The sequence below is a fragment of the Curtobacterium sp. UNCCL20 genome (genome assembly GCF_900101675.1).
Taxonomy (GTDB): Bacteria; Actinomycetota; Actinomycetes; order Actinomycetales; family Microbacteriaceae; genus Curtobacterium.
On record NZ_FNKG01000002.1, the window covers coordinates 276059 to 301623 of the forward strand.

General features: G+C 71.6%; 20 protein-coding genes and 1 tRNA gene. 9 read left to right on the top strand and 12 right to left on the bottom strand.

Features of this window, described 5'->3' with window-relative positions:
* Positions 1 to 248: 248 nt before the first annotated feature.
* On the bottom strand, positions 249 to 911 hold the full coding sequence (locus BLT36_RS10650; protein WP_092095022.1) for a TetR/AcrR family transcriptional regulator: 663 nt from the start codon (positions 909 to 911) through the stop codon (positions 249 to 251).
* A gap of 277 nt (positions 912 to 1188) precedes the next feature.
* Positions 1189 to 1959, bottom strand: a complete 771-nt coding sequence (locus BLT36_RS10655) for a trimeric intracellular cation channel family protein (RefSeq protein WP_092095024.1) — start codon at positions 1957 to 1959, stop codon at positions 1189 to 1191.
* A 69-nt stretch (positions 1960 to 2028) separates the two neighbouring features.
* On the opposite strand from BLT36_RS10655, the gene efeU reads away from it, so the two are divergent.
* The 3 genes from efeU to BLT36_RS10670 are packed head-to-tail and all read left to right on the top strand — an operon-like array spanning position 2029 to position 6150.
* Positions 2029 to 3639 (top strand): iron uptake transporter permease EfeU, encoded by a 1611-nt coding sequence (gene efeU, locus BLT36_RS10660; protein WP_092095026.1) that lies wholly within the window; start codon positions 2029 to 2031, stop codon positions 3637 to 3639.
* The gene (gene efeO, locus BLT36_RS10665) at positions 3626 to 4849 is read left to right on the top strand and encodes an iron uptake system protein EfeO (RefSeq protein ID WP_092095028.1); all 1224 of its coding nucleotides are present in this window, start codon (positions 3626 to 3628) and stop codon (positions 4847 to 4849) included. Before efeU ends, efeO begins: the two co-directional genes overlap by 14 nt.
* Positions 4846 to 6150 (top strand): Dyp-type peroxidase, encoded by a 1305-nt coding sequence (locus BLT36_RS10670; RefSeq protein WP_092095030.1) that lies wholly within the window; start codon positions 4846 to 4848, stop codon positions 6148 to 6150. Before efeO ends, BLT36_RS10670 begins: the two co-directional genes overlap by 4 nt.
* Positions 6151 to 6455: 305 nt before the next feature.
* Here the strand turns inward: BLT36_RS10670 and BLT36_RS10675 are convergent, their stop codons facing one another.
* From BLT36_RS10675 to BLT36_RS10690, 4 genes are all read right to left on the bottom strand, one after another.
* Entirely contained in the window at positions 6456 to 8795 is a 2340-nt protein-coding gene (locus tag BLT36_RS10675) for a bifunctional metallophosphatase/5'-nucleotidase (protein ID WP_092095032.1), read from the bottom strand.
* Positions 8796 to 8897: 102 nt separating this feature from the next.
* Complete coding sequence (locus BLT36_RS10680; protein WP_092095034.1) at positions 8898 to 10712, bottom strand: thiamine pyrophosphate-requiring protein; 1815 nt, start codon at positions 10710 to 10712, stop codon at positions 8898 to 8900.
* Between the two features lie 18 nt (positions 10713 to 10730).
* A complete protein-coding gene (locus BLT36_RS10685; protein WP_092095036.1) occupies positions 10731 to 11657 on the bottom strand; it encodes a sugar phosphate isomerase/epimerase family protein in 927 nt (308 codons plus the stop codon).
* The gene (locus BLT36_RS10690; RefSeq protein WP_175529603.1) at positions 11654 to 12823 is read right to left on the bottom strand and encodes a Gfo/Idh/MocA family protein; all 1170 of its coding nucleotides are present in this window, start codon (positions 12821 to 12823) and stop codon (positions 11654 to 11656) included. Before BLT36_RS10690 ends, BLT36_RS10685 begins: the two co-directional genes overlap by 4 nt.
* Before the next feature lie 82 nt (positions 12824 to 12905).
* Here BLT36_RS10690 and BLT36_RS10695 point away from each other — a divergent pair, with 82 nt between their 5' ends.
* The 3 genes from BLT36_RS10695 to BLT36_RS10705 all read left to right on the top strand — a co-directional run bounded on the left by BLT36_RS10695 (position 12906) and on the right by BLT36_RS10705 (position 15324).
* A complete protein-coding gene (locus BLT36_RS10695; protein WP_092095040.1) occupies positions 12906 to 14324 on the top strand; it encodes a glucose-6-phosphate dehydrogenase in 1419 nt (472 codons plus the stop codon).
* A gap of 11 nt (positions 14325 to 14335) precedes the next feature.
* Positions 14336 to 15121 (top strand): dienelactone hydrolase family protein, encoded by a 786-nt coding sequence (locus BLT36_RS10700; RefSeq protein WP_092095042.1) that lies wholly within the window; start codon positions 14336 to 14338, stop codon positions 15119 to 15121.
* Between the two features lie 127 nt (positions 15122 to 15248).
* Positions 15249 to 15324: transfer RNA gene (locus tag BLT36_RS10705), tRNA-Arg, on the top strand.
* A 244-nt stretch (positions 15325 to 15568) separates the two neighbouring features.
* Here BLT36_RS10705 and BLT36_RS10710 read toward each other — a convergent pair.
* The 6 genes from BLT36_RS10710 to BLT36_RS10735 form a co-directional block, all read right to left on the bottom strand.
* A complete protein-coding gene (locus tag BLT36_RS10710; protein ID WP_175529604.1) occupies positions 15569 to 17698 on the bottom strand; it encodes an acyltransferase family protein in 2130 nt (709 codons plus the stop codon).
* Between the two features lie 154 nt (positions 17699 to 17852).
* Positions 17853 to 18947, bottom strand: coding sequence for an alkene reductase (locus BLT36_RS10715; RefSeq protein ID WP_092095046.1), 1095 nt, complete (start codon positions 18945 to 18947; stop codon positions 17853 to 17855).
* A 61-nt stretch (positions 18948 to 19008) separates the two neighbouring features.
* Positions 19009 to 19221 (bottom strand): hypothetical protein, encoded by a 213-nt coding sequence (locus tag BLT36_RS10720; RefSeq protein ID WP_092095048.1) that lies wholly within the window; start codon positions 19219 to 19221, stop codon positions 19009 to 19011.
* 51 nt (positions 19222 to 19272) lie between these two features.
* The gene (locus BLT36_RS10725; protein ID WP_092095049.1) at positions 19273 to 19716 is read right to left on the bottom strand and encodes a MarR family winged helix-turn-helix transcriptional regulator; all 444 of its coding nucleotides are present in this window, start codon (positions 19714 to 19716) and stop codon (positions 19273 to 19275) included.
* A 397-nt stretch (positions 19717 to 20113) separates the two neighbouring features.
* Entirely contained in the window at positions 20114 to 22714 is a 2601-nt protein-coding gene (locus BLT36_RS10730) for an MMPL family transporter (RefSeq protein ID WP_092095051.1), read from the bottom strand.
* Between the two features lie 74 nt (positions 22715 to 22788).
* Positions 22789 to 23427 carry a TetR/AcrR family transcriptional regulator gene (locus BLT36_RS10735; RefSeq protein ID WP_175529605.1) on the bottom strand — a complete coding sequence of 213 codons (639 nt, stop codon included), beginning with the start codon at positions 23425 to 23427 and terminating at the stop codon, positions 22789 to 22791.
* 160 nt (positions 23428 to 23587) lie between these two features.
* Between BLT36_RS10735 and BLT36_RS10740 the strand changes: the two genes are divergently transcribed.
* The 3 genes from BLT36_RS10740 (at position 23588) to BLT36_RS10750 (ending at position 25471) form a co-directional block, all read left to right on the top strand.
* On the top strand, positions 23588 to 24289 hold the full coding sequence (locus BLT36_RS10740) for a helix-turn-helix transcriptional regulator (protein ID WP_092095055.1): 702 nt from the start codon (positions 23588 to 23590) through the stop codon (positions 24287 to 24289).
* 99 nt (positions 24290 to 24388) lie between these two features.
* On the top strand, positions 24389 to 24766 hold the full coding sequence (locus BLT36_RS10745; protein ID WP_092095057.1) for a VOC family protein: 378 nt from the start codon (positions 24389 to 24391) through the stop codon (positions 24764 to 24766).
* An 18-nt stretch (positions 24767 to 24784) separates the two neighbouring features.
* A complete protein-coding gene (locus BLT36_RS10750; RefSeq protein ID WP_217638291.1) occupies positions 24785 to 25471 on the top strand; it encodes a class I SAM-dependent methyltransferase in 687 nt (228 codons plus the stop codon).
* Positions 25472 to 25565: the final 94 nt, after the last annotated feature.

Consider the following 25565-nt stretch of genomic DNA (forward strand, 5'->3'; position numbering starts at 1 on the left):
TGCGGTGCTGCAGGCTCGCACCCGGCGACGGACGGCGCACCACGCGGCCGATCTCGCACGGTGCACGGCGGCCGACGGCTGGCCGCACGGTGCGAGGTTGCGCGCCCCGTGCGGTGCTGCAGGCTCGCACCGGCCGACGGACGGCACACCGCGTGGCGAACCTCGCACGGTGCGCAGCACACCGCGTGGCGAACCTCGCACGGTGCGCGGCGCACCGCGTGGCGAACCTCGCACGGTGCGCGGCGCGGTCAGCGGCGGCGGATGACCGCCTCGACGAGGGCCGCGACGACCTCGCCCGGGTTCACGCCGGGCAGCGCCGCGGTGTCGAACATGATGCCGACGTTCGCCCCGACGAGCACGGTGGTGAGGTCCTCCAGCGGCATCCCGGGGTCGATCTCCGGGTGCGCCCCGAACCACAGCAGCACGAGCTCGTGCACACCGTCCTGCAGTTCGCGCCGCTGCCGGACGAACTCGGGCAGGAACTCGGGGTGCCGGATGGCGTAGCCGCGGAACTCGGAGAGCAGGGCGAACTGTGCGCTCTGGTCGTGCCGGCCGAACGCCGCTCGGACGACGTCGCCGATCTCGACGGCGGCGATGTCTGCGCGCACCAACCCGCGGAGCTCGCCGAGCACCAGGTTCGTGGCGCGCTGCATGACCTGCCCGACGAGGTCGTCCTTCGACGAGAAGTTCGAGTAGACGGCACCCTTGCTGAACCCGGCGCGGGCGGCGACCTCGTCGAGACGGGCCTCGTGCACGCCCTGCTCCGCGAAGACCGCGGCACCGGCGAGCAGCAGCCGCTCGCGGACCTCGGCCCGCGGCGTCCGAGGCGTGGGGGAGTCCGACACGGGGGAATCCGGCACGGGGGAGTCCGGCACGGGGGCGTCAGGGGCGTCGGGGGCGTCGTCGCTCATCGGTTCCTGATTCGACGTGGCCCGCCGAAGCGCGTCTGGTCCGGCTTCGTCGGGCTGGCGTGGTGGTGGTCGGCCATCATTCTGGTGCGTGCAGGGCGTGGACGGAGACCTGCCGCGCCGCGCGTCTGATCCCGCGCGGCATCAGCGAAGCCCCCAACCACACGTCTGCTCGGAACCGTCGCGTTCGGGTCGCGTCGGTGCGAGAGCGGACGACGTGCACCGGATCGATACCCGGCGGTACTGATGCTACGCCCGAGGACCGCGGGATGACAGCCCCTCAGTCGTCGGGCGTTTCGTGCTCGCTCCGCACGCTGCCCGCGCCCGAGCGGCGGCCGGGGCGTCGGAGCAGCCGGATGGCGTCCGGGCGGAGCTTCCGGCCTCGCTGCAGGAGTGAGCCGAGGGTCGACTTCGGCTGCCAGTCGCGGCCGTTCGGCAGACCCCATCCCCGCCGGACGGCACCCCAGCGGAGCCCGAGCGACAGGAGGATCGCGGCGACGATCCCGATCGTCGGCGAGCCGAGGTGCGAGGCGATGACCATCACGGCCGACGCGGCGACGGCCACGGTGGCGTAGAGCGCGTTGCCGCCGAACACGGCGGGGACGCGGCGGAGCAGGAGGTCCCGCATCGCACCACCGCCGACCGCGGTGATGGTGCCCATGATGATCGCGGCGGGCCACGGGAGTCCGGCGTCGAACGTCCGCTGGACCCCGACCACCGCCCAGAACCCGATGACGGCGGCGTCGAGCACCGTGAACAACCGGTCCCAGGTGAGCGCCGAGAAGGACACGAAGAAGGCGATGAGGGCGCCGGCGATCGCGACGGGCACGTAGAGCGGGTCGACGAGCGCGACGGGCGGGCCGTTCTGCAGCAGGGTGTCGCGCAGGATGCCGCCGCCGAGCCCGGAGATGAACCCGACGACCAGGAACCCGAACAGGTCGAAGTCCATGGTGCGGGCGAGGGATCCGCCGAGGAGTGCGGACGCGAACACGCCAGCGAGGTCGAGCACGTTCGTGACCGACGCCAGTCCCTCGGGCGACAGCAGGTTCATGAGAACCATCAAACCCCACGCCGGACGACTGGCGGGCCGAGGCCCGGTTAGGTTAGCCTCACCTTCGTCATGCTCGCCACTCTCGTCATCGGCCTCCGCGAAGGCCTCGAAGCGACGCTCATCGTCGGCATCATCGCCGCGTTCCTCCGTCGCAACCGTGTCCCCCTCGCCCCCATGTGGCTCGGCGTCGGGGTCGCCGTCGTGCTCAGCATCGCGGTCGGCTTCGGGCTGCAGGTCGTCGAGCAGGCGCTGCCCCAGGCGCAGCAGGAGGGCATGGAGGCAGTCATCGGCATCGTCGCCGTCGTCTTCGTCACCGGCATGATCGTCTGGATGCGCACGCACGCGCGCACCCTGACGAAGGAGCTCGAGGCCAGTGCGACCGAGGCCCTCGGGCGCGGCACGGCCTGGGCGCTCGCCGGCATGGCGTTCCTCGCCGTCCTCAAGGAGGGCTTCGAGACCGCGGTCTTCCTGCTCGCCACCTTCCAGGCATCGTCCGACACCGGACTCGCGGCCCTCGGCGCGGTGATCGGCATCGCCGGCGCGGTCGTCGTCGGCTACGGCATCTACACCGGTGGCGTCCGCCTGAACCTGTCGAGGTTCTTCACCGGCACCGGCGTCTTCCTCGTCTTCGTCGCCGGCGGCCTCGTCCTGACGGTGCTCCGCCGTGCGCACGAGGCCGGCTGGATCGTGATCGGCCAGCAGCGCACCGTCGACCTCAGCTGGCTCGCCCCGAACGGGTCCGTGCAGGGCGCGCTCGTCACCGGCGTCCTCGGCATCCCGCCGGACCCGCGCGTCATCGAGGTGCTCGGCTGGGTCCTCTACGTCGTCCCGGTCCTCGCCCTCTCGCTCTGGCCCCGGGCGTGGCGGCCGACCCCGGCGCGGGTCCCCGTCGTCCGCGCCGGCGTCGCCGCGGGCCTCGCGGTCGCGGCCGTCGCGCTCGCCGTCGGCGTCCCGACCGGCGGCGTCGACCTGCCCCGCACGACCGCGGTCACCGGCGACGCCACGTCCGTCGCGGCGTCGGTCGACGGAGCGTCAGCCGTCCTCCGCACCACGGGCAGCGGCCGGGAGGCCCGGATCACCCTGCCGACGTCGGCTCACCGCCGCGTCACCCGCGCGGGCGTGACCGCGGACCGCTGGCGGACCACCGCGGAGGCCCCGGCCACCACGGCAGGCAGCACGGCCGCCGCGCGGCCGTCGACCCTGAGCCTGGACGACCTCGTCGACCTGTTCGGCCGGGTGCCGGTCGGGATCTCGCCGAGCACGAACCCGGGTCCGTTCACCGCCCGCTGGGCTGTCCGCGACACCGTCACCCTCTGGACGGTCCGTGGTGGCGTCCTGGACGCGACCCGCACCCAACGCACCGTGCTCACGATCGCCGGTGGGGGCCTCCCGGCTGCACGCACCACGACGCTCGACCGCACCCTCTGGGCCGTCCCCGACGCACACGTCCAGCGGTCCGCCGCTGCCGTGGCGAGCGCGGACACGCGCGCGGCCGAGCTGCTGCTGTGGAAGGCCTGGCTGCCGATCGCCCTCGGCCTCGCCACCGTCACGCAGGCGCTGCTGGCCCTGCGTGACCGCCGACGTCGGCCCACCCCCACGACCACCACGCCCGAACCCGACCCGTCCCGCGGCCCACCCGCGGACGACGCCACGAGGAGCCCCGAGTATGCCGTTCGCTAGGACTGCCCGCCCCCTGATCACGATCGGCGCCCTCGGCGTCGTCGCCGCGCTCGCACTCACCGGCTGCGCGGCCTCGTCCCCGTCGTCGAGCGACGGCGCCGAGGCCTCCGGCAAGGTGTCCCGTGTCTCGGTGACGCTGACGAACGACGGCTCGGACAAGTGCGCGGTGTCGACGACGAAGGTCCCCGCGGGGCCCGTGACGTTCACTGTGAAGAACGAGTCGTCGACGGCGATCACCGAGGTCGAGCTGCTGCAGGACCAGCGCATCCTCGGCGAGAAGGAGAACCTGGCTCCGGGGCTCGACGCCGTCCGGTTCACCGCGACGCTGACCGGCGGGGAGTACCAGGTGTACTGCCCCGGTGCGGAGCGCGAACTCACCGACTTCACCGTCACCGGCAAGGTGACCTCGACGGCGAACAGCAGCGCTGCGACCCTGCTGCAGGAGGGCACGAAGGGCTACGCCGAGTACGTCGACGGCCAGGTCACCGACATGGTCGCCGCGGTCAAGCAGCTGCAGGCCGACGTCGACAAGGGCGACCTCGCCGCCGCGAAGACCGACTACGCGAACGCCCGCCCGTTCTACGAGCACGTCGAGAGCGACGTCGACGGCTTCGTGAAGAAGGGCTTCAAAGCCACCGACAACGCGGGCAACCTCGACTACCTGATCGACATGCGCGCCTCGAACCTCGACCCGGCCGTCGGCTGGAGCGGGTTCCACGCCGTCGAGAAGGACCTGTTCGAGGCCGGCGCGATCACGCCGACGACGAAGCAGACCGCCGCGGACCTGACCGAGAACGTCGAGCTGCTCGCGAAGCTCGTGCCGACGCTCGACTACAAGCCCGAGGACCTCGCGAACGGTGCGGCCGGGCTCCTCGAGGAGGTCCAGTCGAACAAGATCACCGGCGAGGAGGAGGCGTACAGCCACATCGACCTCGTCGACCTCGCCGCCAACGTCGAGGGTGCCCGCCAGGCGTTCGCGTACCTCAAGCCGGGCCTGACCAAGCTCGACCCGACCCTCACGAAGCAGATCGCGAAGCAGTTCGACGCGACGAACGCGCTGATGGACGGCTACCGGAACGCCGACGACCTGGGCGGCTTCGCCACGTGGGACGCCGCGACCAAGGCGTCGGACGCGAACAAGGTCTCCCAGCAGGTCCAGGCGCTGCAGGACCCGCTGTCGCGCCTCGCCGAGAAGGTCGCCACCGCGTGACCGACCAGCACGACCAGCAGGACCAGCCCGCGGCCCGCGCCGGCGTCTCCCGGCGCGGGCTGTTCGGCGCGGGTGTCGCGGCCGCCGGTGTCGGCGTCGGCGCGGTCGCCGGCATCGCCGGGGCCACCGCCGCCACCGGCGTGAACCCGCTGGCGGCCGCGACCGACGGCGACGAGTCGATCGACCTGTCGCAGAGCCACCCGTTCTACGCAACCACCGCCCGGCAGCCCCAGGGAGGCGTGCAGACCGCGCCGCAGCGGTACTGCGTGTTCATGACCTTCGACATGGCGTCGAGCACGGCGACGGACCTGCAGGTGCTCCTCGCCCGCTGGTCCGCGTCCATCGCGCAGCTGCAGGCGGGCAAGACCGTCGGCAGCGTCGAACCCGCCCACGGCGACGGCGTCGGCGCGGACACGGGTGAGGCGCTCGACCTCGGCCCCGCGTCCCTCACCGTGACCGTCGGGCTCGGCCCGGGCGTCTTCGACGACCGCTTCGGCCTCGCCGCGAAGAAGCCCGCGCGCCTCGCCGCGATCCCGACGCTGCCGAGCGACAACCTCGAGGACGGGCTCACCGGCGGCGACCTCTCGCTGCAGGCGTGCGCGGACGACCCGCAGGTGGCGTACCACGCCGTCCGCGACCTCGCGCGCATGGCCCGTGGCACCGCGACCGTGCGGTGGACCGTGCTCGGCTTCGGCCGGGCCTCGGCGGGCCCCGACCAGTCCACGCCCCGCAACCTCATGGGGTTCAAGGACGGCACCCGCAACATCAGCACCGACGAGGACTACGCCCGGTTCGTCTGGGTCGGTGACGACGACGCCGACTGGATGGCCGGCGGCACGTACCAGGTGGCGCGGAAGATCCGGATGAACATCGAGATCTGGGACGCCGACGTCGTCAGCGACCAGCAGCGGGTGTTCGGTCGGACGAAGATCGAGGGTGCCCCGCTCTCCGGCGGCAGCGAGCACACCACGCCGGACTTCCACGCCGCGGCGACGGGCGGTGGGACGAAGATCGATCCGACGTCGCACATCGCCCTCGCGGCCCACGAGGCGAACGGCGGTGTGAAGATCCTCCGGCGTCCGTACAACTACACGGACGGGCTGAACCAGTACGGGCAGCTCGACGCCGGGCTGCTGTTCACCGCGTACATGAACGACCCCGAGCACTTCACGACGCTGCAGCGGAAGCTCGGCGCGTCCGACCGGCTGAACGAGTACATCTCGCACATCGGCTCGGCCGTGTTCGCCGTCCCCCCGGCTCCCCGCAAGGGCTCCTACATCGGGGAACAGCTCTTCCGCTGACCGCGCGAGAGTGGGTGCCCTCCGTCGTTTCCCTGGAGACGGAGAGCACCCGCGTCGCGGAGTCCGCCGGGCGGAACCACCGTCCGGATGAGAGGCGACCCAGCGCGACGCGTCGCGTTGCGACAGGCCCGAGCGTACCCCGCGCTTCACCGGTACCGCAGGGAAGTACCGGGATGGGACAGTGCTGGTGACGACCGGTCGACGCGTGCCGACGCGCACGACGTGATCCGTGCCTCCAGGCAGTCGGACGACGGGCCGTCCCACCATGGTGGGACGGCCCGTCGGGTCGGCCTGGAGGCGCGGGGTCAGTCCGTCAGGACCGCCGCCTCACGCCTCGCCCGGTTCCGGCGGACGGCCGCGAGCGCCGCGAGTCCGGCGAGGAGCAGGACGCCCGCCGCGATCGCCGGGGCAGCGAGTTCCGCGCCCGTGAACGCGAGTTCACCGTCGGCCCGGACCGGGACTGTGCCGTCGTCGACACCGTCGCCGTCGGTGTCGACGCCGGCCGCACCGCCGCCGTCGCCACCGGTGCCGGGGTCGCCGGCCCCCGGAGTGCCCGGGTCGGCCGGGTCGGTCGGCTCCGTGGGATCGGTCGGGTCGACGGCCGCGGCGATCGGCACGGTCACGGCCAGCGTCACCGTCTGACCGTTCGGCAGCGTGACGACGAGCGGCTCGTCGGTCGTCGCTGCCGGGGCGGCGGCCAGGGTCGTGACGGCTGCTGCGCGAGCCACCGCACGTCCGGTCGGCTCGGCCTGCTCGGCGCCCGGCACCGTGAAGTCGAGCGTGGCGCGACCCTGTTCGTCGTTCTTGTCGACCACACTCGTGTCGACCGTCGCGGTGTCGAGGACCCGGTCGCCCGCGCGCACCGAGACGGTGCCGGCCTGGTCGCCGTCGTTGCTGAACGTCAGCGACGACAGGTCGATCGTCACCTCGTCCCCCGGCTGGAAGCCGCCGGCGGGTGTCGGCGTCATGTGCACGCCGACGGACCGCTGGTCGCGCTGGACCGCGACGGCCCGGTTGCCGTCGAAGTACTCGACCTGGGCCTCGAGGTCGACCTTGCCGCTGTCCTGCTTGGCCGAGGCCGCCGTGAAGGCGGCGAAGTTGTCCCCGCCACCGGCGAGGAACGAGTTCACCGTGACCCGGTAGGTCGTGCTCGGGGCGATCGGCGTGCCGTGCAGCGACATGGACGTGATGCGCGAGCCGGCGGGCGCGAGCGGGTCGTACGTCACGACGAACCCGTCGGAGACGCCGAGCTTGAGGAAGGGTCGGCTGGCACCCGCGGGCTGCCACTGCTGCTCGAGCGCCTGCTGGATCTGGGCACCGGTGAGGTCGAGCACGACGAGGGTGTTCGCGAACGGTTGGACGACCGCGGCTTCCTTGTAGGTGACCGATCCGGAGGCGATGTCCGCACGGAGCCCGCCCGGGTTCATGAAGGCGATCTGCGAGCCCTGCCGGGTCGTCGCGGCGCGCTGCACCTCGGCGACGAAGTTCCCGAGCGTCGACTCACCGCCCCGGTTCTCGGACCCGTTCCGCTGCACGGCACGGCGCAGGTCGCGGTCGACGGTCCCGAGTTCGACGGCGCCGAGCTCGTCGGCCTTCGCGACGGCGGCGTCGACTGTCGCCTGCACACCCGCGTCCGGCGTGAACGTGCCGTCCACCAGGCGGATGTTCTCCGCCACGGTCGGCGTGACCGTGTCGTCCGCCCCGACCGTCAGCTGCACGTGGCCGAGGTTGAAGCCGTACGACCCGGTCTGGATGACCGGGCGGGCGACCGTGCCGCCCTCGGGGACGACCGAGTGGACGTAGGTCTGGTGGGTGTGCGCGGAGAGGATCGCGGACACGTCCGGCGTCACCCCGTGCACGGCCCGGGCGAACGCACCGTCGCCGTCGAGGTCGGCCGGTGCGGCCGACTCGGCGCCGTCGTGCACGAGCAGGACGAGGACGTCGGCGGCGTCGTCCTCGACGATCTGTGCGGCGACCTTGTTCACCTCGGTGGTGATGTCGCCCATCACGAGGCCCTCGATGCCGTCCGGGCTGACGAGGCCCTGCCCGACCAGGTCGACCGTCGCGCCGATGAACGCGACCCGCTCGCCGCTGATCTCCTCGATCGCGTACGGGTCGAACGCGGGCTTCCCCGTCGCGCTGTCGAGGATGTTGGCCGACACGTAGTCCCACTGCGCCCGGGTGTCGGCGGGGCCGTTGATCACCCGGTCGCGCAGGTCGTCCTGCCCCTTGTCGAGCTCGTGGTTGCCGATCGCGCTGACCGACAGGTCCATGTCGTTGAGCACGTCGATGGTGGGCTGGTCGTCCTGGATGAAGGACTCGAAGGTCGACCCGCCGATGTTGTCACCGGCGCTGACGAACGCCGACGTCGAGGGATCGGAGCCGCGGAGCTGCTCCAGCGCACCGGCGAGGGTGGCCGCTCCGGCGGCGTCGCCGTCGCGGGGCGTCGGCTTGCCGTCCGTCTGGGAGATGGACTGCGCGATGCGACCGTGGAAGTCGTTGACGTCGTAGAGGTCGATCGTGACGTCGCCCGGAGCGGCGACGGCGGTGGACGGGACGGACAGGGCCACGAGGACGCCGGCAGTGGCGAGTGCGGCACCGCTGACGAGGCGCCGTCGTCGGCGCGGGGAGGTGTGAGCGTTCATCGTCCGAGAACCTATGAAAGCGCACAGGCGACGCGCCAGCCCTGGCCGCAACACGTCACGTGTTGTTCACACGCGCGGCTGCGTCGACCGCCGCCGACCCGGTCAGTCGCGGCCCAGGACGCCCCGCACGCGTTCGACCGCCTCGGCCGCCAACGCCTTGGCCGAGTCCTTCACGACGCCGAGCTCGGCCGGGTCGCCCTGCAGCAGGCTCTTCGCCGTGTTCACCGCGTACTCGCGGGTGATGTGCGGCGGCAGCGGCGGCACGTTCCGGCTGACGTACGCGTCGATGACGGTGACGCCGGGGTTGTCGAACGCGCGCTGCACCGCTGCCTCGACCTCGTCGTCGCCGCGCACCGCGATGCCGGTGAAGCCGAGGAGCTCGGCGTACCCGGCGTAGTCCATCGTCTCGACGTCCTGCGAGCCGCGCCACATCGGGTTGCCGTCCTCGGTGCGCATCTCCCACGAGACCTGCCCGAGGTCGTCGTTGTGCATGATCACGACGACGAGCTGCTGGTTCGGCCACGCGGCCATGTACTTCTTCACCGTGATCAGCTCGTTCATCCCGAGCATCTGGAACGCGCCGTCACCGATCGTGCACACCGCCGGACGGTCCGGGAACGCGAACTTCGCCGCGACCGCGTAGGGCATCGCCGCGAGCATTGTGGCGAGCCGGCCGGACATGTCGCCGCGCATCCCGCGGCGCAGGCGGATGTGGTGGCCGTACCAGTCGGCCGTGGTGCCGGCGTCGCAGGTGACCGTCACGCCCTCCGGCAGGTGCTCGTTCACGGCGCGGATCACCCGGCGCGGGTTCACCCCGTCGTCGTAGCCGACCTCGGCCTGCCGGGCCATCTCGGCCTCCCACTCCCGCATCTCGCCCGCCAGCCGCTCCTGCCACGACGTGTCGGTCTTCTCCGTGAGCAGGGGGAGCAGCGCGTCGAGCGTCGCACCGACGTCGCCCCACAGGTTCACCTCGGTCGGGTACCGGAGGCCGAGCTGCTCCGGCTTGATGTCGACCTGCACGCCGCGGGCCTGACCGGTGGCCGGCAGGTACTCGCCGTACGGGTAGTTCGTACCGAGCAGCACGATCGTGTCGCACTCCTTGATCTGGGTCAGGCTCGGACGGGATCCGAGGAGCCCGACCTGCTGCGTGTGCCACGGCACGTCCGACGGGATGACGTCCTTGCCCCGGAGTGCGGTGATGATGCCCGCGCCGGCCTTCTCGGCCGCGGCGAGCACCTGGTCGGTGGCACCGCGCGCACCGGCTCCGACGAGGAACGTCACGCGTTCCCCGGCGTTGATGATCTCCGCGGTCTTCGCCAGCGCGTCGGCCGGCGGCGTGATCCGCGTCGACGGTGCGACGTCGCTCGACCGGGACACCCAGTGCTCCGCCGCCGGTGCCTCGTAGGCCATGGCCTGCACGTCGTGGGGGAGCACCACCACAGCGGGCTGCTTCCGGAGCATCGCCGTCCGGAACGCGGTGTCGACGACGACCCCGACGGCGTCCGGCGTGGCCACGGTCTCGACGTAGCAGGCCACGTCGGCGAAGACGCGCTCGAGGTTGGACTCCTGCTGGGTGAACGTCCCGATCGACGCCAGACCCTGCTGCCCGACGATCGCCACGACGGGCTGGTTGTCCATCTGCGCGTCGTAGAGCCCGTTCAGCAGGTGGAAGGCGCCCGGGCTCGACGTCGCGACGCAGACGCCGACCTCGCCGGTGAACTTCGCGTGCGCCGTCGCCATCAGCGCGGCGATCTCCTCGTGCGTCGGGCGGACGTACTCGAGCGCCCGTTCGCTGCCGTCGGCCTTGCCGAGCGCGCCGTCGAACGCACCGATCCCGTCCCCGGGGTAGCCGAACACGCGGGAGACGCCCCACGCCTTGATGCGGTCGATGACGAAGTCGCTCACGGTCTTGGTCATGCGACCAGCGTGCTCGGGTCAGCCTCCCTGGGCGATCAGGGGACGCAGGGTGCGGTGCGCGATCCGGAGGCCCTCGAGGACCTTCTCGTCGGTGCCGCCCCAGAGCGGGTCCTCGTGCTCGACGCTCAGCGTGCCGTCGAAGCCCGCCTCGTAGAGCCGGTCGACGACGTGCGGCCAGTCCACGACCCCGCGGCCGGGGACGCGGAAGCGCCACCAGCCCATCTCCCACGGGTTCTCGCCCTTGTCGACCTTGCCGAAGAAGCCGAACTCGTTGCGCTTGTCCGGGAAGAGCTCGAGGTCCTTCGCCTGGGCGTGCACGATGTGCTCGGCGAAGGGCAGGATCGTCTCGACGGGGTCGATGCCGATCCACGTCAGGTGCGACGGGTCCCAGTTCAGGCCGAAGCCGAGACCGGTCACCCAGCCCCAGAGTTCGGGGGAGTAGGCGATGTTCCCCGGGTAGCCGTCCGGGTGCCAGCCCTCCATGACGCAGTTCTCGATGATGAGCTTCACCCCGCGCTCGCCGGCGTAGTCGACGAGTTCCGGCAGGACCCGGTCGCCTTCTGCCATGTTCTCCCGCACGGACTTGCTGTTGTCGCGGCCGACGAAGGTGCCGACGTAGGGGACACCGAGCGTCTGGGCGGCGTCGATCGCGTGGAACAGGTGGGTCTTGACCTCGGCGCGGCGGTCGAGGTCCTGGTGGAGGTTGTTCTCGTAGTAGGCGAGCGCGGAGATCTCGAGGCCGGTGCGGTCGAGGAGCGCACGGGTGGCGTCGGCGTCCGACTCGGTGAACGTGGCGACGGGCAGGTGCGCCGCCTCGAAGTCGCGACCGCCGGTGCCGGGCCAGACGGCGACCTCGAGTCGCTCGTAGCCCTGCTCGGCGGCGAACCCGGCGATGCGGTCGAGCGACCACCCGGGCAGGCAGGCGGTGAGCATCCCGAGCTTCATCGGATCTCCCTCCACGTCCCGTCGGCGGCGCTGCCGATCACGGCGTCGATGATGTGCGCCGCGCGGGCCCCGTCCGCGAAGGTGGGGAGTCCCTCGGGCCACGCCGACCGGTCACCCTCGGCGCGGACGGCGGCGTACGTGTCGGCGACGAAGGCCGCGAACGCGTCGAGGTAGCCCTGCGGGTGCCCGGCCGGCACGACGGCGAGCCGGCGCTGGTCGGGGACGCCGAGGGCGGGGTCGCGGACGACGATCTGGGCGCCGCGCTCGTTGCCGAACCACGCCGACTCCGGCTGCTCCTGGTCGAAGGCCGCCGACCCCAGGGAACCGTCGACCTCGAACCACAGCCGGTTCTTGCGGCCCGCGGCGACCTGCGAGATGACGACGTTGCCGATCCGACCGGTGCCGGTGCGGAAGGTGGCGACGGCGGTGTCCTCGGTGGTGACCTCGGCACGCTGCGATGAATCGGCGACCGGGTCGGGGTCCGGCGAGCCGGAGAACGACGGGCCCGAGGCTGCCGGGCGGGTCGGGTAGACGATGTCGGTCACGGCGGAGACCGAGGCGAACGGGTCGCCGGTGACGAACTCGACGAGGTCGCACCAGTGCGAGCCGATGTCCGCGAAGGCGCGGGACAGCCCGCCCGACCCGGCGTCGACCCGCCACGACGAGGCGTCCTCGTCGAGCATCCAGTCCTGCAGGTAGTGCCCGTGCACGGCGAGCACCCGGCCGAGGTCGCCGTCCGCGATGCGGTCGCGGATCTCGCGGATGATCGGGTGGTACCGGTACACGAACGGCACCGTCGCGACGACCCCGGCCTGCTCGGCCGCCTCGACGAGCTCCGACGCCTGGGCGGCGCCGATCGCCAGGGGCTTCTCGCACACGACGTTGATGCCGGCGCGGATCACGGCGAGCGCCTGCGGGTGGTGCTGGTCGTTCGGGGTGCAGATGTGCACGACGTCGGGGGCGTCCGCGATCACCTCGTCGAGCGAGGCGTACCCGCGCGGCAGGCCGAGCTGCGCGGCGACCTGCTCCGATCGCGTCCGGTTCCGGCCGAGCACGCCGAGGACCTCGGCGCCCGCCGCGCGCGCGGCCCGCGCGTGGACTCCGGCGATCATGCCGGTCCCGACCACGGCGACGCGGAGGCGTCGCCCTTCGTACCCACTGCTCATGGTGCTCCCTCGCGCCGGACTGAGTCCCACCGTATCGGCGTCTCCCGGCCACGTGCCGGAACGCATGAGTACGTTCTGGGGCATGTCGAGCCTCCAGACCTCCCTGCTCATCCTCGGTGCCAGTGGCGACCTGTCGAAGCGCCTGCTCCTGCCCGGCCTCGCGACGCTGCTGGAGGTGAAGGAGGACTGGGACGTCCAGCTCGTCGGAGCCGGCGTGGAGGACATCTCGGACGCCGACTGGAAGCAGCAGGTGCGTGCGTCCTTCGAGAACGCGCAGGCGTCGAAGAACGAGGACGAGGGTGCCGAGGCGGAGGCGACGCTCTCCGCCCGACTGCAGGCCGTCGTCGACGCTTCCACCTACCGGAAGGCCGACGTCACCGCCGCCGACGACCTGCGGGCGCTCCTCGCCGCGTGCGAGCACGACCCCGCGGTCTACTTCGCGCTGCCGCCCGCCGTGACCGAGAAGAGCTGCGAGGTGCTCAAGGGCCTCGACCTGCCCGCCGGCACGCGGCTCGCGCTCGAGAAGCCGTTCGGCACCGACGCCGAGAGCGCCGAGCACCTCAACGACCTGCTGCACTCGTTCCTGCCCGAGGAGCGCATCCACCGCGTCGACCACTTCCTCGGCCGGTCGACCGTCCTGAACCTCCTCGGGCTGCGGTTCGCGAACCGCATCATCGAGCCCCTGCTGTCGTCGCAGCACGTCGAGCGCGTCGACATCGTGTACGACGAGACCCTCGGGCTCGAGGGGCGTGCGCGGTACTACGACAAGGCCGGCGCGCTCGTCGACATGATCCAGAGCCACCTGCTGCAGGTGCTCGCCGTGGTCGCGATGGAGGCGCCGGCCAGCATCGACGCCGACGACCTCCGCACCCAGAAGGAGCTCGTGCTCCGGGCCGTCCGACCGTGGGGCGGCGACGTCGTCAGTGCCGGCAAGCGCGCGCGGTACACCGCCGGGAAGGTCGGCGACCGCCAGCTGCCCTCGTACGTCGACGAGGACGGCGTGGACCCGTCGCTCGGCACCGAGACCCTCGCCCAGCTCAAGCTCGAGGTCGCCAACTGGCGGTGGGCGGGCGTGCCGTTCACCCTGCGGTCGGGCAAGGCACTCGGCAAGCAGCGCCGCGAGATCCTCATCACGTTCAAGGACTCGCCGCACGTGCCCGTCGGCCTGACCGGGGCCGAGCGGCCCGACCGGCTGTGCATCTGGATCGCCCCCGACGAGATGCAGCTCGAGCTCAACGTGAACGGCCCCGGCGACCCGTACACGATCGACCACACGGCGCTGGAGGTGTCGTTCAACCCCGGCCGGCTGAGCGCCTACGGCGAGGTCCTCGCCGGCGTCCTCGAGGGGGACGCCACCCTCTCGGTCCGCGGCGACAGCGCCGTGCAGGGCTGGAAGGTCGTCGAACCCTTCCTGGACGCCTGGCGCAGCGGGAAGACGCCGCTCGACGACTACGCCGCGGGCTCCGAGGGTCCCGATGCCTGGGACAACATCGACGCGTAACGTCTGGTGACGTGACCACGATCGACGACGTCCTCAACACCGTTCCCGAACCCGCCGGAGCCGACATCCGTGTCGAGTCCGTCCGCTACGACCACGAGGGCACCGCGCTCGACGGGGTCCTCGCCAAGGACGCCGCGATCGCCGGCCGCCGCCCCGCCGTGCTCGTCGTGCACGACTGGCACGGGGTGAACGAGCACGTCGAGGCGAGGGTGACGATGCTCGCCCGCCTCGGGTACGTCGCGTTCGGTGCCGACGTCTACGGCGCCGGCGTGCGGCCCGGCGACGACACCGCCGGCCAGGTCGCCGGGTCGTTCTACCAGGACCTCCCGCTCCTCCGCGCCCGCGCCACCGCCGGCCTCGACCGGCTGCGAGAGGACCCCGACGTGGACCCCTCCCGCATCGTCGTGATGGGCTACTGCTTCGGCGGCTCGACGGCCCTCGAGCTCGCCCGCACCGGAGCCGACCTCGTCGGTGCCGTCTCCTTCCACGGCGGCCTCATCACGCACGACCCTTCCGACGCGTCCGCGATCCGCGCGAAGCTCCTCGTCCTGACCGGCGCCGCCGACCCGGTCGTGCCGGACGCGAAGGTCGCCGAGTGGCAGGACGAGATGCGCGCCGCGCCGGAGGTCGACTGGCAGGTCGTGACCTACGCCGGAGCCATGCACGCCTTCGCCGTCCCGGGCACCGACTCCCCGGACCACGGTGCGCAGTACCAGGAGCGTGCTGACCGTCGGTCGTGGCAGGCGCTCGAGGTGTTCCTCGCCGAGGTCTTCGACGAGGAACTCGCCGCGCACTGAAGCGCGCACCGAAGCGCGCGCCGAAGCGCGCACTGACCCGCGACACGCCGAGCGGCCGCGCGGAGACCCCTCGATTGGCGCCGGGGCTGCACCTGTTGTAGAGTCTTCCACGGCCGCAAGGCAACCTGCGCTCGTAGCTCAATGGATAGAGCATCTGACTACGGATCAGAAGGTTGGGGGTTCGAGTCCCTTCGAGCGCACCAGTACCGCCAGTCGGTACGACACCGAACAGTCGAAAGCCCCGTCGCATCGCGACGGGGCTTTCGTCGTTCCTGCACGCCGACGGCCTGGAGGCACGTGGCGACGCCGCCACGCGCCTCCAGGCCGTCGACCGGTCGCGTCCTCGGCCCTGACCCGGCGCGAGCGCGCAGAGCGCAGAGCGCGCAGAGCGCGCAGAGCGCGCAGAGCGCGCCGTACCGCAGTGCCCGTCGCGACACAGCCGTCGGGTCAGCGCGCGAACGACGCCAGCTGCGCCTTCATGTCCCGCTCCAGGTACGGCTCGAGCGACATCGCCCACGTGCCGGTGATGTGGCTGGTGTCCCGGTAGACGAGCACGCCGCCGATCACCGCGGGGCACGTCGTGTCCGTGCAGTAGTACTTCGACAGGTCGATGAGCCCCGCCGTGCCGCCGTCCGCTCTGAAGGCCTTGACCGCCTCGGCGGACGAGTCGGTCTGCCCGAGCGCCTCGGACCGCGGCTGGTCGCAGGTGCCGTCGGTCGGGTGGGCCATCGCGCTCACGCAGGTGATGACGTCGCGGCGGGGAACCGGGTTGTCGCGGATCGCGATGACCGGCAGCTGGTCGCCGGCGGCCTGCTCCCACGCGTCCTTCAGCCCGGCGAGCGTCGCGGCGTCCCGCTGGGCACCCTCGGGGGCGGAGACGGGCATCTGGGTGGTGGAGTGCACGACGACGAGGGCGTCGGCGTCGCGGTGCTGCCGCACGTAGCGGATCGCCTGCTGCTTCCACTTGGTGCAGCTGCGGAGCGTTGAGTCGCTCAGGGAGTCCTGCTTCGCAGTGGTGAGGTAGCAGCCGCCGATGCCGGCGAGGTCGATCCGCCAGCCGTTGTCCGTCGCGATCTTCTCGTACGCGCCGAGGAGGGAGTTGCTGTGCGAGTCCCCGATGACGAGCAGGTGCTTCGAGAACCCGGTCGCCTTGCCGAGCACACACGGGTCGAACCGGCCGGTCCAGCACTTCTTGAAGTTCGGGTCGGTCTCGTCGGGCTTCGGGTTCGGGTCGTCCTCCTTCGCCGCGGCGGGTGCCGGGACGAGGACGTCGGCGAGCCGCGGGTCGACGCAGGGCTTCGGCGCGCTGATCTCGGCGGCGGCGCCGAAGCACGGGACGTGTCCGGCGGTGAGCTCCTTCGCGTACGTGGCGGCCTGGACCTGCTGCACGTGCACGGAGACGAGCGTCGAGGCGCCGAGGGCGACCACGGCGAGGGTGCAGACGACGCCGACGACGGCGACGCGGCCGGGGCGGAGCCGCCGGACGACGCCGGAGAACCGGAGCGGTTCCTCGAACCACTTCGTGGTGACGGCGGCGAGCGCGAGTGATGCCACGAGCACCGCGAGCTTGCTCTTCCAGCCGAGCGGGTGCCCGAGGACCATCGGCACGATCACGACGAGCGGCCAGTGCCAGAGGTAGAGCGAGTACGAGATGCGACCGACGAAGGCGATCGGCGGGATCGCGCCGAGGCTCTCGAAGACGGTCCGCGAGCCGAACAGCACCATCAGCGTCGCGCCGACGACGGGGAGGGCAGCGGCGATGCCCGGGAAGGGCGTCGCCGGGGTGATCACGACGAGCGAGGCGATGAGCGCGACCGCGCCGACCGCCGCACCGGTGCCCCGCACCGCGAGGGCGACCGTGGTTCGGGCGACGGGGAGCCGGACGGTCGCGGCGAGGCCGCCGAGGGCGAACTCCCATGCGCGGGTCGCCGTCGAGAAGTACGCGACGCCGGGGTTCGTGTTCGTCTGCACGACACACCAGACGAGCGACAGGGCGACGACCGTGCCGAGCAGGATGCGGGCGGTGGTCAGCGGGGAGACCCGGTTGCGGACGGCGAGGGTCAGGAGGAGGAGCAGGAGCGGCAGCGCGATGTAGAACTGCTCCTCGACCGACAACGACCAGAAGTGCTGGAACGGCGAGGCAGCGTTGTCGGCGTCGAGGTAGTCGACCGAACTCGCCGCGAGTTCCCAGTTCTGCGCGTAGACGGTCGAGGCGATGAGCTCGCGGCCGTACTGCTCCCACAGCGCGCTCGGGACGACAGTCAGGACGGCGATGCCGGTGGCGATGATCGTCAGGAACGCCCCGGGTAGGAGACGCTTGGCACGACGGGACCAGAACTGGCCGAGTCGGATGCGGCCGGTGGCGATCTGTTCGCGGAGCAGGTGCCCGGTGATGAGGTAGCCGGAGATGACGAAGAACACGTCGACGCCGACGAACCCGCCGTGGAGGCGGGCCGGCCAGAGGTGGTAGACCACCACGGCGAGGACCGCGAACGCACGGAGCCCCTGGATGTCCCAACGAGTGGTGTCCCGCGCGCGGTGCGCGGGCCCCGGACTCCCACCTGTCGCTGTGCTCACTGGCGGGAGTCTACGAGATCTCGGAGAACGGGCCAGCACATTGCTCGGGGAAGTCTCAGCGCGGTGCGGGTGGTCGCGGCGGCTGCGGAACGACGGACGGGAGGCGCGGTGCCAGCTGGCACCGCGCCTCCCGGATTCGTCGTGGTCCCGTCGACTACGCGACGGTCGCCCGCGACTCGGCCAGCGTCGGGTAGTCGGTGTAGCCCTCGGCGCTCTGGCCGTAGAACAGCTCCGGACGCGGCTCGTTGAGCTCGGTGTCGTGCTCCCAGCGGTGCGCGAGGTCCGGGTTCGCGATGGCAGCCCGGCCCACGCCGACGGCGTCCGCGTGGCCGTCCTCGACGAGTGCGAGCGCCTCCTCGCGGGTGGTCAGCGCGCTGAAGCCGGAGTTCGCGATGAACGGGGCGCCGATCGTGCGACGGATGTGCTGCACGAGGTCGCCCGTCGGGTCGGCGTGCAGGATGTCGACGAAGGCGAGGCCGATCGGTGCGAGTCCCTCGGCGAGTGCCGTGTAGGTGGCGCGCACGTCTTCGGCGTCGTCCTCGATGACGCCCTGGACGCCGTGCTCGGGGGAGAGGCGGATGCCGGTGCGGTCGGCTCCGATCGCCTCGGCGACGGCTGTGGTCACCTCGATGCCGAAGCGGGCGCGGTTCTCCGGGGACCCGCCGTACTGATCCGTGCGGGTGTTCGACCCCGGCGCCAGGAACTCGTGCACGAGGTACCCGTTCGCGCCGTGCACCTCGACGCCGTCGAGCCCCGCGGCGACGGCGTTGCGGGCGGCCTGCACGAACCCCTGGACCGCCTCGTGGACCTCGGCGGTGGTCAGCTCGTGCGGGACGGGCATGTCGGCCTTGGAGCCGTCCGCGAGGTGGGTCTGCCCGGGTGCGGCGATGGCGGACGGGGCGACGATGCGCGGGGTCTGCGCGATGTCCGGGTGCGAGACACGGCCGCCGTGCATGAGCTGCATGACGATGCGTCCGCCGGCAGCGTGCACGGCGTCGGCGACGCGGCGCCAGCCGGCGATCTGCTCGTCGGTCTCGATGCCGGGCTGCCCGGGGTACGAGCGGCCCTCCTGGACGGGCCACGTGCCCTCGGTCACGATGAGGCCGAGGCCGGCACGCTGCCGGTAGTGCTCGACGAGCAGGTCGTTCGGGATGCCGAGCTCACCGGCGCGGGTGCGCGTGAGCGGGGCCATCACGATGCGGTTCGACAGGGGGAGGGCGCCGAGGACGGCGGGTTCGAAGAGCTTCACGCAGGCGGCAACGACGTGTTGCGCGCTGCAATTCCGAGGTGGAGCGGATTGCCAGGTGTGCTCAGTCGCGTGGGCAGACCAGCGTGGAGGAGCGGACCTGGCCCTCGGGGCGGATCACCTGGTGCAGTGACAGCGGCTTGCCGCAGAGGGGGCAGCCGCGGTCGACGGTGCGGTCGTCGATGCCCTCCGGGTGACCGGCACCGATCTGCGAGGGACCCATCTTCGCGATGAGCGTGCTGTTCCACCGTTCGTACCACTGTCCGAAGCGACCCATGGTCCGTCCTTTCGTTCGTGCAATAACCATTGTGCCACGAACGAAAGGGATTCACACGGTGTCGACGCGTTCCAGCAGCTCGGTGAGCTCGTCCTTCAGGGCTTCGAGTCGTGCGAGCGGCCACCCGAGTCGGTCGGCGACGGCGAGGGGTACGGCGCGGGCGCGCTCCCGGAGGGCACGTCCCGCGGTGGTGAGGGACACCTGGAGCTGTCGTTCGTCCGTCGTGCTGCGGGTCCGGCGGAGGTAGCCGGAGGCCTCGAGGCGCTTGAGCAACGGACTCAGTGTCGCCGAGTCGAGCCGCAGTTCGCGGGCGATCTCGCGCACGGAGCGGGGGTCGTGCTCCCAGAGGGCGAGCATCACGAGGTACTGCGGGTGCGTCAGGCCCATCGGCTCGAGCAGGTCACGGTAGAGCCCGATGACGCTGCGGCTCGTCGCCGCGAGTGCGAAGCAGAGCTGCCGGTCGAGGGCGAGCGGGTCCACGTCGGTCTCGGTCATCCGTCCACCATACCGTTCGCGCACGAAGTGTTGTGGGTGTCGGGTGCGGGGTGCGGGGTGTGGGGTGCGGGTGCCGGGCGGCCGGAGGGCCGGGCGGTCCGCTCGGCGAAACATGTACACGCAGCATTCGACGATGCACGAGGCGATCGACTCGCGGGTTGTCGAACCTTGCGTCCGCATCCTCTGCGTGTGCATGTTCCGACGAAGCACGCGGGGATCGACGGGTGGGATGTCGCAACATGCACGCGTATCGGCGCTCCGCGGGCGAGTCGGCAGCGCGGGCAGCGGGGGCGCGGGTGCGCACCGGGCCGCGGCAGGCGCACTGGCCGCAACCGCCTGGAGGCGCGGGCCGACCCCGGTGGGTCGACCCGCGCCTCCAGGCCGGGTGCGTCGTGGACTACGCGCGGTGCGTCGGCACGTGCCCCTCGTGCGGGTTGGCGTCCGGCTCCGCCGGAGCCGCGTGCGACCCGTGGTGCTCGCCCTCGGACGCGTGCCCGCCACCCGCCGGGTGCGACCGCTCGAGCTTGGCGCCCTCGACGTCGACGTCCGGCACGATCCGGTCGAGCCACTTCGGGAACCACCACGCGCTCTGGCCGAGCAGGTGCATCGCCGCGGGGATGAGCAGCATGCGGACCACGAACGCGTCGATGAGGACACCGAACGCGAGCCCGAAGCCGATCGGCTTGATCGTCGACGAGTCCGAGAAGATGAAGCCCGCGAACACCGAGATCATGATGATCGCCGCCGCCGTGACCACCGCGCGTCCGGCGTGCAGACCGCGCTGGACCGCGACCTTCGCCGAAGCGCCGTGGGCGTAGGCCTCACGCATGCCGGACACCAGGAACAGCTGGTAGTCCATCGCGAGCCCGAACAGGATGCCGATCTCGATGATCGGCAGGAAGCTCAGGATCGGTGCGGGGTCGTGCACGCCGAACACGCTGCCGAGCCAGCCCCACTGGTAGATCGCGGTCAGGCCACCGAACGACGCGAGGACCGACAGGATGAAGCCCGCCGTCGCGGTGATCGGCACGAGGAACGACCGGAACACGATGATGAGGATGATGAGCGACAGGCCGACGACCACCACGAGGTAGAGCGGCAGCACGTTCGCGAGCTTCTCGGACACGTCGATGTTCGCGGAGGCGTTGCCCGCGACGCCGAGCGTGGCGGTGCCGCCGTCGACCTTCACGTCCTGCGCGCGGAGGTCCTTCACGAGGGTCTCCGTGGAGACGCTGTCCGGGCCGCCGGCCGGCTTCACCTGGAACGCGATGATGTCGCGGTCCTTCGAGGCGCCGATCGGCAGGACGGCCTTGACGTCGTCGTTCTTCGCCATGGCCTCGCCGATGGTGACCTCGGTCGCCGTGACGTCGTCCTTGCTGACCGACTCCGGCAGCGTCGCGACGACGAGGAGCGGACCGTTCTGGCCGGCGCCGAACTCCTTGTCGAGCGTCTTGTACGCCTTGTACTGGCTGGAGTCGACCGCTTCGGACGAGCCGGAGGGCAGGCCGAGCCGCATCTGCGTGGCGGGGAGGGCGATCGTCCCGAGCACCGCGATCCCGGCGACGAGCGTGATGATCGCGCGCCAGGTCGACATCGGCTTGTTCGGCACCCGCGTCGAGTCGGTGTTGCCGATCCGGGAGCGCTCCTTCTTCCGGAGGATCCGCATGCCGATGAGGGAGAGCAGCGCCGGAGTGAAGGACGTGGCGATGAGGATCGCGAAGAACACCGCGACGGCGCCGACCGTGCCCATCAGCCCGAGGAACGGGATGCCGGTGATGTTCAGCGCGAGCAGGGCGACGATGACCGTCGCGCCGGCGAACACCACGGCGTTGCCGGAGGTGCCGTTCGCGAGCCCGATCGACTCGTGCACGGCCATGCCCTGCTTCAGCTGGTTCCGGTGCCGGTTCAGGATGAACAGCGAGTAGTCGATGCCGACCGCCAGGCCCAGCATCACCCCCAGCACCGGCGTGACCGAGATGAACTCGACGAGGCTGGAGAACGACAGGGCCGCGAGCGAGGCCACGCCGACGCCGAGCACGGCGGAGACGAGCGGGACCGCGGCGCCGATGACCGTGCGGAGCATCAGGAAGAGGACGAGCGCGGCGATGATGACGCCGCCGATCTCACCCGGGCCGAGGATCGACGGGACGCCCTGCGCGATGTCGTTCGACACGTACACGTTGACGCCGCTGATGTCGGCCGACTCCGCGTCGTCCGCGATCGTGGTCTTCGTGTCCGCCGGCACCTCGAACGTCGACTTCGTGAACTGCACCGTGCCGATGACGGCGCTGCCGTTCGACGAGACGAAGCGGATGTCCTTCGACAGGTCGAGGAGTCGGGCGTTCTGGTCGAGCTCCTGCTTCGCGTCGGCGATCTGCTCCTTGCCGGAGTCGATCTTCTGCTGCGACGCGTCGAGGGTCTGCTGCTGCGCGTCGAGTTGCTGCTGCGCGGCGTCGACCTGCTGCTGGGCGGCGCTCTGGGCCGGTCCGGTCAGCGCGGCGACCTGCTGCTTCTGCGCGTCGATCTGCTTCTGGGCCGCGGCGATCTGCTCCTTGCCGGAGTCGATCTGCGCCTGACCGTCGGTCAGCTGCTGCTCCTGGTCGGCGATCTTCGACTTGCCGTCCGCGATCTTCTGCCGGCCCTCGTCGAGCTGCTTCTGGGTGTCGAAGCCGCTCGTCGCGCCCTTGACGCCGTCGAGCTTCTCGATCTTCGTCAGGAAGTCGGCGATGTCGGACTTCTGCGTGCTCGAGAACGCGTCGCCGTCCTTCGTCTCGAACACGATCGTGCCGGTGCCGCCGTTCGCGGACGGGAACTTGTCGGCGAGCTCGTCCTGCACCTGACTGGTCTTGGTGTTCGGGATCGTGATCGACGACGAGATCGAGCCCGCGAACAGGCTGTAGGTGACGCCCGCGATGCCGAGGATCACCACCCAGGCGATGATCACGAGCCAGTGGCGTCGTGCGGAGAACCGTCCGAGACGGTAGAGGAGACCGGCCATGCGGTTGCCCCGTTCCTTTCGTGTCAGGTGCTGTGGAGGTGCGGGGTACGCCGGTGGACCCCTGGGAGGAGTGGTCAGTCGGTCGGCAGGTAGCCGCTGCGGACGCTGTGCACGAGTCGTGCGAGCAGGGCGTCCCAGTCGTCGAGTGCCGCCTGGTCGAGCCGCGGACCGGTCGTCGCCAGCCAGTGGTGTGCGATCACGACGATGCCGCTCATCAGGGACTCGACGAGGAGTGCGGCGTCGAGGGCGTCGGCGGCGGGGTGGCGGCGGGCGACCTCGGCTCGCAGGCGTTCGGAGACGCGCGAGAACGCCGTCTGGGTGAGGACCGCGGCCTTGGGGTCGTCCTTGCCGGGGTCGCCGAGGATCCGGTACATGCTCGCGATCGCCAGCGCCAGGTCCGCCCCGCGGGCGGCGGACTCGAGCTCGTCGAACATCGAGGCACGGCTGCCGTCGCCGACCGGGGTGTTCGCCATGTCGGCCAGGAAGCGGTCGATGATGACGGAGAGCTCCTGCTCGCAGACCGCCAGCAGGACCTCGTCGAGCGAGCCGAAGTGGTTGAAGACCGTTCGGCGGGCGATGTCCGCCCGCGCCGCGAGGTCGTCGACGCTGAAGTCACGCCCGCCGCGTTCCTCGACCAGGTCGCGTGCAGCCTGCAGGATCGCGGCGCGGTGCTTCGCCTTGAGGGCAGCACGGCGGTCGATCGACAGGGTCACGACGAGCACACTAAGTGCATCGATGCACTCGGTGCAATCACTAGGAGTGCATCTTCAGGTTCGTCCCCCGCGACCTGGTGGCGGCCTGGAGGCGCGGGGCGGGCTGGCACCGTGCCTCCAGGCCGTCCGTGGCTCGCCCCCAGGGCGCTATGGTCGCGTCGTGAACCGGACCGACCGTCTCTACGCGCTCGTCGAGGAGCTCCGCGCCGTCGCTCCCGCCCTGCGGAGCGCCCGACGGCTCGCCGACCGCTTCGCGGTCAGCGTCCGCACCGTCGAACGCGACCTCCGTGCCCTGCAGGGAGCCGGGGTCCCGATCTGGGCGGAGCCCGGTCGCGGCGGCGGGTACACGATCGACGCGAGCGCCACCCTGCCGCCCCTCGGACTCACCGTGGAGGAGGCGCTCGCCGTCGCGATCGGCCTCGGGAGCCTCGCCGGGAGCCCGTTCCGCGACGCCGCCCGCAGCGCCGCCCGCAAGGTGACCGCGGTCCTCGCCGAGGACGATGCCCGTCGGACCGACCGGCTGGCCCGTCGCGTGCACCTGCTCGAGTCCGGCGACCGTGCCCCCGCACCGACGGCGCTCGCCGGGGCCCTGGCCAGCGGGCGCGTGGTGCGGATGCGCTACCGCGACGCCGGCGGCACGGACACCGAACGGACGGTCGAGCCGCTCGGGTACATCGGGAAGGGTGAGGACTGGTACCTCGTCGCGTGGTGCCGGCTCCGCGACGGCGTCCGGGCGTTCCGCGGTGACCGGGTCCTCGAGGTCGAGGTGACCGACGAGGTCGCTCCCGCGCGCATCGTGCGCGTCGAGGAGCTCGACATCCCGCACGGGGTGCTCCGGCCCGTCCTCGGTGCGTGGTCCTGATCCGCTCCGCACGTCTCCGCCGAACACCGACAGGACGCTGTCGCACTGCGGGCTGATGCTGGGCGAGACGGCCACCGTGGCCGATCAGGAGGGCACACCGTGCAGTTCGCATCCATCCGGATCATCACCGACGACCTCGACGGGATGGTGGCGTTCTACGAGCGCGTCACCGGTACCACCGCTCGACGTCCGGCACCGGTCTTCGCCGAGGTCGACACCGGCGGCGCGGTCCTCGCGCTGGCGTCCCCGGCGACCGTCGCGATGCTCGGAACCGCGGCTCCGACGCCCCGGGCGAACGGCAGCGTGCTCGTCGAGTTCCTCGTCGAGGACGTGGACGCGGCGTTCGAACGGCTGCGTGGCGTGCTCGACGACGTCGTGCTGCCGCCCGCGACGATGCCGTGGGGCAACCGGTCGACGCTGTTCCGGGACCCGGACGGCAACATCGTGAACCTGTTCAGCCGACCGACGGCGCCCTGACCGGCTAGCGTCGACCGTATGGGGTGGATGCTCGCTGCGCTGGACCGGTGGAACGCCCGGCACCCGTGGTCCCACAACAAGGCATACACACCAGTGGTGCTCGCGCACGGCCGGCTCGCACGATCCGGGGTCAGAGCCGACGGACTGCTCGACGACCGTGCTCCGTCGCGTGCGCTCGATGTCGGGTGCGGGACGGGGCTGCTCGCGCGTCGCCTCGGTCGATCGTTCGACGAGGTCATCGGCCTCGAACCGTCCGCGCCGACGGCGGCGCTCGCACGACGGACGACTGCCGACATCCCGGCCGTGCGGATCATCCAGGGGTCTCTGGACTCGATCGGCCAGGAGCAGTTCGACCTCGTGTCGCTCGTGGCCGTTCTGCACCACCTTCCGCTCGAACCCGCGCTTCGCAGCCTCCGGCGCCTGGTCCGACCCGGCGGGCGGCTCGTGGTGATCGGTCTGGCGGCGGAGACACGACGGGACTTCGGCTGGTCACTGTCCTCGATGGTGCTCAACCCCCTCGTCGGGACGCTCCTGCACCTGCGGCCGGGCGAGCTCGCCCCGGCGGAGATGACCGCTCCGACAGTGGAGCCGACGGCGACCCTCGAGGAGATCCGGAACGCTGCCGCCCGCTTCCTGCCGGGAGCACGCCTGCGCCACGGGCTGTTCTGGCGGTACGTCCTGGTGTGGCGCGCCGTCCCCGTCTGAGGCCCGGAGCAGCGTGACGCCGCCCCTCGGGCTGTTGCTCGAGGGCGGGGTCGTCTGGTCTCTTCGTCGTGACGGATCCGGTGCACAGATCCCT